At 32.2% G+C, this 8,537-nt stretch carries 7 protein-coding genes; 6 read left to right on the top strand and 1 reads right to left on the bottom strand.

What is annotated here, in order from left to right; genetic code table 11:
- The 5 genes from ACH2BG_RS04915 to ACH2BG_RS04895 form a co-directional block, all read left to right on the top strand.
- Nucleotides 1–2,312: T9SS sorting signal type C domain-containing protein (locus ACH2BG_RS04915; protein ID WP_395046605.1), on the top strand; the 2,312-nt coding region annotated here is incomplete at its 5' end.
- Nucleotides 2,313–2,450: 138 nt separating this feature from the next.
- Nucleotides 2,451–3,455: a recombinase RecA gene (gene recA, locus ACH2BG_RS04910; protein ID WP_395046604.1), complete on the top strand. Its 1,005-nt coding sequence runs from the start codon at nt 2,451–2,453 to the stop codon at nt 3,453–3,455.
- Between the two features lie 119 nt (nt 3,456–3,574).
- Nucleotides 3,575–3,982, top strand: a complete 408-nt coding sequence (locus tag ACH2BG_RS04905; RefSeq protein ID WP_395046603.1) for a hypothetical protein — start codon at nt 3,575–3,577, stop codon at nt 3,980–3,982.
- Nucleotides 3,983–3,996: 14 nt separating this feature from the next.
- Nucleotides 3,997–4,536 carry an RNA polymerase sigma factor gene (locus ACH2BG_RS04900; RefSeq protein WP_395046602.1) on the top strand — a complete coding sequence of 180 codons (540 nt, stop codon included), beginning with the start codon at nt 3,997–3,999 and terminating at the stop codon, nt 4,534–4,536.
- Complete coding sequence (locus ACH2BG_RS04895) at nt 4,533–6,527, top strand: hypothetical protein (protein WP_395046601.1); 1,995 nt, start codon at nt 4,533–4,535, stop codon at nt 6,525–6,527. Before ACH2BG_RS04900 ends, ACH2BG_RS04895 begins: the two co-directional genes overlap by 4 nt.
- 84 nt (nt 6,528–6,611) lie before the next feature.
- Here ACH2BG_RS04895 and ACH2BG_RS04890 read toward each other — a convergent pair whose 3' ends face one another.
- A complete protein-coding gene (locus tag ACH2BG_RS04890; RefSeq protein WP_395046600.1) occupies nt 6,612–7,358 on the bottom strand; it encodes a lysophospholipid acyltransferase family protein in 747 nt (248 codons plus the stop codon).
- 123 nt (nt 7,359–7,481) lie between these two features.
- On the opposite strand from ACH2BG_RS04890, the gene trpS reads away from it, so the two are divergent.
- Nucleotides 7,482–8,456 carry a tryptophan--tRNA ligase gene (gene trpS / locus ACH2BG_RS04885; protein ID WP_395046599.1) on the top strand — a complete coding sequence of 325 codons (975 nt, stop codon included), beginning with the start codon at nt 7,482–7,484 and terminating at the stop codon, nt 8,454–8,456.
- Nucleotides 8,457–8,537 lie beyond the last annotated feature (81 nt).

Here is an 8,537-nt window from a genome sequence, read left to right as displayed (position 1 = left end):
CTTCAGGAGCTTTAGGGATACTGAAAGTTTCTGTTGGTAGTTGTGGACCAGCATCAACAAACGGTACAATCGATGGTGGATTTAATGAAAATGACGGTATTCAGTTAAGAAATGCAGCAGGAACCGTTGTTATTGATGATGTTGACACTTACCCAACTGGACCAGGCTATTATATGGTAAGAAATACGGGGGCACTTAGCGCAAGAACATCTTATGTTGCAGCAGACTGGAGTACTACACCGTTAGGTGCTGGAGTATGTTATCCAAGTGCTGGATTAACTCTTCCAACTGGAGGGTCACAACCAAGCATTTCTGTACAACCAACAATTGCTTTAACTTGTGCTTCAACTACAGCTTCAATGAGTGTTTCGGCAACAGAAGGTTTTGTGGGTGGCAATGCTTTAGCGTATCAATGGTATGTAATAGCACCTGCTACAACTACATGGACTGCATTAATAAATACTGGAGTTTATACTGGAGCAACATCAGGTACTTTAAATATTTCGTCATTAACTGGTTTAGATAGTTATCAATATTATTGCCAAGTAAGAGAAAATACAGCAACATGTTACATTGCAACGCTAGCTGTTAAAATCTCTACAGATGCTACAATATGGAATGGTTCGGCTTGGAGTAATGGAATGCCAACTCTATCTAAAGCAGCAACAATTAACGGTAATTATACAACAGCCACAAATGGAAGTTTTAGTGCATGTAATTTGACCATTAATGCTACTTTTACCCTTATTGTTTCTGCAAATACTTATGTTGAAATTCAAAATAATATCTCTAACAACGGAACATTTAATATATTAAACACGGGTTCATTAGTTCAAATTAATGACGCAGGGGTAGACACTGGAAATATTTCTTATGAAAGAGTTGCTTCTGTTAAGTTACAAGATTATGTGTATTGGTCATCACCAGTTAATGGTTTTGATGTAAATTCTATTTCGCCACTAACTCCAGCCTATTGTCATTGGTTATGGAATCCTACTTTAGTAAATACAAATGGAGGTTTGGGATATTGGCAAAACGCATCTACTACAATGGTAGGAGGACAAGGTTATATTGTTCGTGCACCTAATGGTTTTAGTAATACAGCGGCGCAAGATTGGGCAACAATATTTACTAATGGTATTCCTTTTAACGGAATATTAACTCCTGCAATTGCAAGAGGTAGTTATACAGGTGAAAATTATGCAGGAACAAATGGAGTAACAATTACAGCTAATGACGATAACTGGAATTTATTAGGAAATCCTTATCCGTCTGCAATAAGCATTAACTCTTTTCTAACAGCAAACCCTCAATTAGATGGTTTCGTCAGATTGTGGACACATGGAACACTACCCGTATCTGCTGTAAATACTTTTTATGCTAGTTTTGTTTATGATTATACGGCAAGCGATTATATTGCCATAAATGGAGCTGGAGCAACTAGCGGACCTGGAGTACTAAGTGTTATTGGTGGTGGACAAGGGTTTTTTGTTTTAATGAATCCAGGAACTGCCACAACAAGTACGGCTACTTTCAATAATGCAATGCGCAATAAAACATTTGCAAACAGTCAGTTTTATAAAAATGCAAACCACAAAGTATCTACTACACAAGAAGTGGTAGGGGGAAACATAGAGAGGAATAGAATTTGGATCGACTTAGTAAGTCCAACTTTAGAAACAACAAGAACATTAGTTGCCTATGTTGAAGGTGCAACATTAGGAAAAGACAGAATGTTTGATGCCTTAACAGATTATAAATCGTCACAAAATTTCTATTCATTAATTGGAAACGACATTATGACAATACAAGGCAAAAGCTTGCCGTTTGATGTGAATGATAAAGTTCCTATGGGAATAAAAATTCAAACAAATGGGACGTACACTATTGCAGTTGCAGCAGTTGATGGATTGTTTTCTGGAAGAGCGCAAAAAATTTATATAGAAGACAAATTGCTAAATACAATTAATGATATTACAGATTCTCCATATCAGTTTACAGCAACTCAAGGCGTAACAAATGATCGTTTTGTGTTGCGTTATACAAATCAAGCGTTAAGTAATGCTGATTTTAATTTAGTAGAAAGCGGAGTATCTGTTTTTGGTTCAAACAATGAAATAAAAATAAATTCTACTATAGAAAACATTAAAGATTACACAGTTTATAATGTTTTAGGACAAACATTAGCTACTAAAAATAATGTAAATAGAAATCAATATGCAGTGAGTTCTGTTATGAGAAATAGCCAAACATTGATAGTAAAAGTTACCCTAGAAAACAGACAAACGGTCATTAAGAAAATTATTTTCTAGTTTTTTAACCACAAAATTTCACAAAAGGTGCGAAGAGTTTATTTCTTCGTGCCTTTTTTTAATTATTTTTTTGTTGAAAACTTATATACACCATATCAAAGAAAACAACTATTTTTACTAAAAATAATTACAGATAAAATGAGTTCAGAAAAAGAAGCCAAATTAAAAGCATTACAACTTACATTAGATAAATTAGATAAGACTTACGGTAAAGGAACTGTAATGAAAATGGGTGATAAAGCTGTAGAAGAAGTAGAAACTATTTCTTCAGGATCTTTAGGATTAGATTTAGCATTAGGAGTTGGTGGTTATCCACGTGGTCGTGTAATCGAGATTTACGGGCCAGAATCTTCAGGAAAAACAACCTTAACTTTACACGCTATTGCCGAAGCTCAAAAAGCAGGTGGAATTGCTGCATTTATAGATGCAGAACACGCTTTTGATAGAAATTATGCTGAAAAATTAGGTGTTGATATTGAAAACTTAATTATTTCACAACCCGATAATGGAGAACAAGCATTAGAAATTGCCGAAAACCTTATTCGTTCAGGTGCAATAGATATTGTTGTGATTGACTCGGTTGCTGCTCTTACGCCAAAAAGCGAAATTGAAGGTGAAATGGGAGATTCTAAAATGGGTCTTCATGCTCGTTTGATGTCGCAAGCCTTGAGGAAATTAACAGGAACAATTAGCAAAACAAAGTGTACTGTATTTTTCATCAATCAATTGAGAGAGAAAATTGGGGTTATGTTCGGAAATCCTGAAACAACAACAGGAGGAAATGCATTAAAATTTTATGCTTCAGTTCGTTTAGATATTCGTCGTTCGACACAAATAAAAGATGGAGATAATGTATTAGGAAATAGAACTAAAGTAAAAGTGGTAAAGAACAAAGTTGCACCACCTTTTAAAACTGCCGAATTCGATATTATGTACGGAGAAGGAGTTTCTAAGACAGGTGAAATTCTTGACCTTGCGGTAGAATTCGAAATCATTAAAAAAGCTGGCTCTTGGTTTAGTTATGGTGATACAAAATTAGGACAAGGACGTGATGCAGTAAAAGGATTAATAAAAGATAATCCTGAATTAGCAGATGAACTAGAAGTAAAAATAAAAGATTTCATCAAAGAATCTAATCAATAAGACAAGAAGCCCAAAAGAAATTTTGGGTTTTTTTATTTTCACACGCAACCTAATTTACATTTTTGTATCTTACAAGTATAAATTTACATTTTATTAAATACTCATAAAATAACTAACTCATGAAAAAATTTGCATTATTACTTATGGTAGCACTTAGTGTTATTAGTTGTAGTACAGAGGTTGAAGGAGATAAATTTCACTTAGAATCATTGCCTATAGATAGTGCAATTCTCCCTATTGAATTTAAAAAAGATAGTATTTACGAATTACCTTTTAACTATATTCGCCCCACTACGTGTCATGTTTTTGAGGGATTTTATTATGAAAGAAATCTAAATGTTAGAACCATTGCTATACAAACAAGTGTTTTAGAACAAAACAATTGTGAGGTGGCAACTGTAAATCCAATTACGGAAATCTTGCAGTTTAAACCAGGAAATGAAACAAGTTATGTGTTTAAACTTTGGAAAGGAAAAGTTAACGGAGTCGATGTTTTTGAAGAAATAGAAATCCCAGTCGTACCATAAATAAATGATTTAATTTGAGCTTACCAACACTCATACAAGGATGTCTAGAAAAAAACACCAAGGCGCAAGAACAATTATACCAGCTATATGCAGGTAAATTATTTTCGGTGTGTTTGAAGTATTCAAGAAATTATGCAGAGGCGGAAGACAATTTACAAGATGGGTTTTTAATTATTTTTGATAAAATAGGACAATATAAATTTGCAGGTTCGTTTGATGGTTGGGCAAAACGGTTAATGATAAACAACGTTTTACAACAATACCGGAAAACACCATTTCTGGAACTTGTAAACGATGTTGTAGATGATGCATCTATAGAAATTGATGACGAAAATGTAAGTCTTGATTTTTTACTTAAAATCATTCAGGAATTACCAGACAGGTATAGGTTGGTGTTTAATTTGTATGTCATGGACGATTATTCACACAAAGAAATTGCCGAAATGCTAGGAATTACAATAGGAACAAGCAAATCGAATTTGGCAAGAGCCAAAATGTCACTAAAAGAAAAAATAGACAAATCACAAGAAAAAATATTTCCATCAGCAAAATGAGCGAAAGAAAAAATATAGAACGTTTGTTCCAAGAAAAACTTAAGGATTTTGAAGCTACACCTTCCTCATATATTTGGGAAAACATAGCGGTCGAACTTGAAAAGAAAGAGAACAAAAAAAGAGTAATTCCATTTTGGTTTAATATGAAAGCCGCAGGAATTGCTGCAGCACTTGTGTTGGGGTTTTTTACAGCAAATAATTACACGAGTTTATTTACTTTTGATCAAAGTAAAATTGATTCAAAAATTGTAGTTTCAACAGAAAAAAACCAAAAGGAATCTTCTAAAAATAAGAATGAAACTTTACAGAAAAACCAAATTTTAAATACAAATAACCCAATTGTTGAAAGTTCGAAAAGCAAGAATTTGACGACAAACGAGGTTTTAGAAAAAAGTATAATTTCAGATAAAAATAATTCGGTAGTTAGTAATTCAAAAAACGAAAATTCAATTGTAAATAAAAACGAAAACAAAATAATTTCGACGAATAACAACCAGAAAAATAATGTTGTTTCAACCCAGAACAATTCGATTGTTGTCAATAAAAACAAAAATAGTAAAGTTACTACTTCAAAAAACAATGCAATTTTTGAAACAAAAAAATCATCAACTACAGCTTTAGTTTCTGCTGAATCTAAAGAAGGAAATACAAATAAGTCTTCTTACTTTATTAAAAAGAAAAAAATAAACCAGAAAATAAAATCAAACATTCTTGATAATACGATCGAAACAGAAATTGTAGATAATACTAAAAATAAATCTTCAAAAAAACCAGTTTCAAATAAAAACAAAACTTTCATTACCAATAAATCTTCAGAAGTTTTAGTTCAAAATAACAATAATATAAACAAGTCTTCTTACTTTATTAAGAAGAAAAAAATAAGCCAGAAAATAAAATCAAATATTCTTGATAATACTATCGAAACAGAAATTGTAGATAATACTGAAAATAAATCTTCAAAAAAATCAGTTTCAAATAAAAACAAACCTTTCATTACTAATAAATCTTCAGAAGTTTTAGTTCAAAACAACAATAATGCAAAGGTTAATTCTTCGAATAATTCAGATGATAATATTAAAGAAAAAATCACTAATGCTACCAGTGTAAATCCTAATTATTCGATTGCAAATACAACAATTGCAAATACAATTCTTCCAGAAGGAATAACAAAAGATTCGACAATTGCTGCCGTTGCTGTTGTTGAAGAAAATCCTCTCGAAAAAATCCTTAAAGACAAAGAGAATGAAAATAAAGAAGAGAAAAAAATCGCAGAAAACACTCAGAAATGGAAAGTAAAACCAAATGTTGCACCACTGTTCATGAGTGCCACACAAGGCTCTCCAATAGACAATCAATTTGCGGATAATACTAAAAGTTACGAGAATAGTTTGAGTGTAGGTTTGGGGGTTGATTATGCAGTTTCTAAAAAGCTTTCCATAAGAACAGGAATAAATAAATTCGATTACAGTTATAACACAAACGATATTGTTTATTATGCCGATTTCGCTTCAAAAAACGCCAATTCAGTAAGTAAATTAAAAACAATAAATGTAGCTTCGGATGCAAAAAATATGATTATTGAAGACAAAAAGGTATCGAAATCTCAAGAAATTGCACTGCAAACAAAAGATGACGGATTGCTAAACCAAAAAACGGGTTATATAGAAGTGCCTGTTGAGGTTTCGTATAAATTATTAGATAAGAAATTTGGAATTCAAGTTATCACAGGATTTAGTTCACTTTTCTTAAATGAAAATAAGGTTTCTGTAATTTCATCCGGACTTACAACAGTTGTTGGAGAAGCAAATAATTTAAACAAATTGCATTTTAGTACTAATATTGGATTGGGATTCAAATACAGTTTTTGGAAATCATTTGAAGCTAATTTTGAACCAACATTCAAATATCAGCTCAATACATATAATGCTAACTCTGGTGGGTTTAAACCTTACTTAATAGGATTATATTCTGGAATAAGTTTCAAGTTTTAAGCTATGTTGCTTTAGCTTTTTTTAGTTAAGTTGCCGTTACTATTCGTAGTAACAAGTGGAAAAGTGCCTCGCCAAGGCACTTTTTTATTTCTTTATTTCAAAAGCTATTAGTTCATTATAAATAATATTTCTAGTCTCAGCTTTTATTGTTTTTCTATTATCTAAAGTTTTGTTTGCAGTTTCTATAAAACGTAATATTTTAACTCTCATTTTGCCAGGACTTCCGCTAAAAAAAGTGTAAGAATATCTTTTTTTGTTGTCATAAAAAACTAATGGAACAATGGGTAAATGATGTTCTATCGCCAACCTGAAAGCACCGTCTTTAAACTCATCTAAAACAATCGATTCGTCATCTGGTACTTTTCCTTCGGGGAAAATACAAATACTCAAACCTTGATTTATCCGTTTTTGAGCACGAGTAAAAACTTCGGTTCTACTTTTAGGATTATCTCTATCAACCAAAATACAAGTACGTTTGTAAAAAAATCCGAACAAAGGAATTTTTACTAATTCTTTTTTACCTACAAATACAAATGGGTTTTTCACTGTAACGAGCATCAACATAATGTCTGTCATAGAAGTGTGGTTGGCAATGAACATATAACTTTTACTAGAATCAATCTCTTGTTCTTTCTCGATTTTGTAATAAAATCCCATGCCAAACAAAATTACTTTTGCCCAAATTCTTGCTATTTTAAAAAAATAGGGATACCAAGTTTCTTTTAGTATCGACACAAATAGGAAAGGAAACATAACGATAATAGGAACAGCCATCAGAACATAAAACCAAACACGCCACAAAAACCAAAAAATAATTTTAAATAATCTCATAGTGTCAAAAATAAGGAATTGCTTTATAAATTTGATAAAAGAATTAACTTTGTATGAAAATTAAAAATTAACCGCAAAATTTCTAAAAATTCTTTTTAACCCTGCGGTAAAAAAACAAACAAAATGGCAAGAATACTTACAGGGATTCAAAGTACAGGAACACCGCATTTAGGAAATTTATTAGGCGCAATTATTCCAGCGATACAATTGTCTGTTAAGCCCGAAAATGAATCATTTCTTTTTATTGCCGATTTGCATTCGATTACCCAAATAAAAGACGGAAAAATATTAAAAGAAAACACATACAGCACTGCTTCGGCTTGGCTTGCTTGTGGTTTAGATAGTGATAAAGTCGTTTTTTATCGTCAGAGTGATGTGCCGCAAACTGCGGAATTATCATGGTATTTGAGTTGTTTTTTTCCGTTTCAAAGATTAACATTAGCACATTCATTCAAAGATAAAGCCGATAGGTTAGAAGATGTAAACGCAGGATTATTTACTTATCCGATGCTTATGGCTGCAGATATTTTGCTGTATGACGCAAACCTTGTTCCTGTAGGAAAAGACCAATTACAACATGTTGAAATTACACGTGACGTGGCTTCTCGTTTTAATCATCAAATGGGAGAAACATTCGTTTTACCTGAAGGAAAAGTTCAAGAAGATACAATGCTTATTCCTGGAACCGATGGTCATAAAATGAGTAAATCTCGAAATAATATTATTAATATTTTTCTTGATGACAAAGCGCTTCGCAAACAAGTTATGAGTATTGAAACCGATAGCACGCCACTCGAAGAACCTAAAAATCCAGAAACGTGTAAGATTTTTGCTTTGTATAAATTATTGGCAAGCGAAGTGCAAATTGCACAAATGATTGAAAACTATAAAAACACAAATAGAGATTACGGTTACGGTCATGCCAAACAAGCCTTATTCGAATTGATTACCGAAAAATTTTCGACCGAAAGAGAAAAGTATAATTACTACATGAATAACCTTCCAGAACTAGAAGAAATACTAAAAGTAGGCGCTCAAAAAGCAGCGAATGTTGCTAATGGTGTTTTGCAACGAGTAAGAGTAAAATTGGGATATTAGTTTTGTCCTACTTTGTCATTTCGACGAAGGAGAAATCTCATGATTAAATTTCTTGATGACAAAGCGCTTCGCAAACAAGTT

It is taken from the genome of Flavobacterium sp., assembly GCF_043779715.1.
GTDB lineage: Bacteria > Bacteroidota > Bacteroidia > Flavobacteriales > Flavobacteriaceae > Flavobacterium.
Note: the sequence above shows the minus strand (reverse complement) of the source record. Positions and strands in the feature narration are given on the sequence as shown.

Bases quoted from the DNA above. Each gene is read 5' to 3' on its own strand.
- ACH2BG_RS04895 (WP_395046601.1), top strand. From the start codon at position 4,533: ATGAGCGAAAGAAAAAATATAGAACGTTTGTTCCAAGAAAAACTTAAG.
- recA (WP_395046604.1), top strand. From the start codon at position 2,451: ATGAGTTCAGAAAAAGAAGCCAAATTAAAAGCATTACAACTTACATTA.
- ACH2BG_RS04890 (WP_395046600.1), bottom strand. From the start codon at position 7,358: ATGAGATTATTTAAAATTATTTTTTGGTTTTTGTGGCGTGTTTGGTTT.
- ACH2BG_RS04905 (WP_395046603.1), top strand. From the start codon at position 3,575: ATGAAAAAATTTGCATTATTACTTATGGTAGCACTTAGTGTTATTAGT.
- trpS (WP_395046599.1), top strand. From the start codon at position 7,482: ATGGCAAGAATACTTACAGGGATTCAAAGTACAGGAACACCGCATTTA.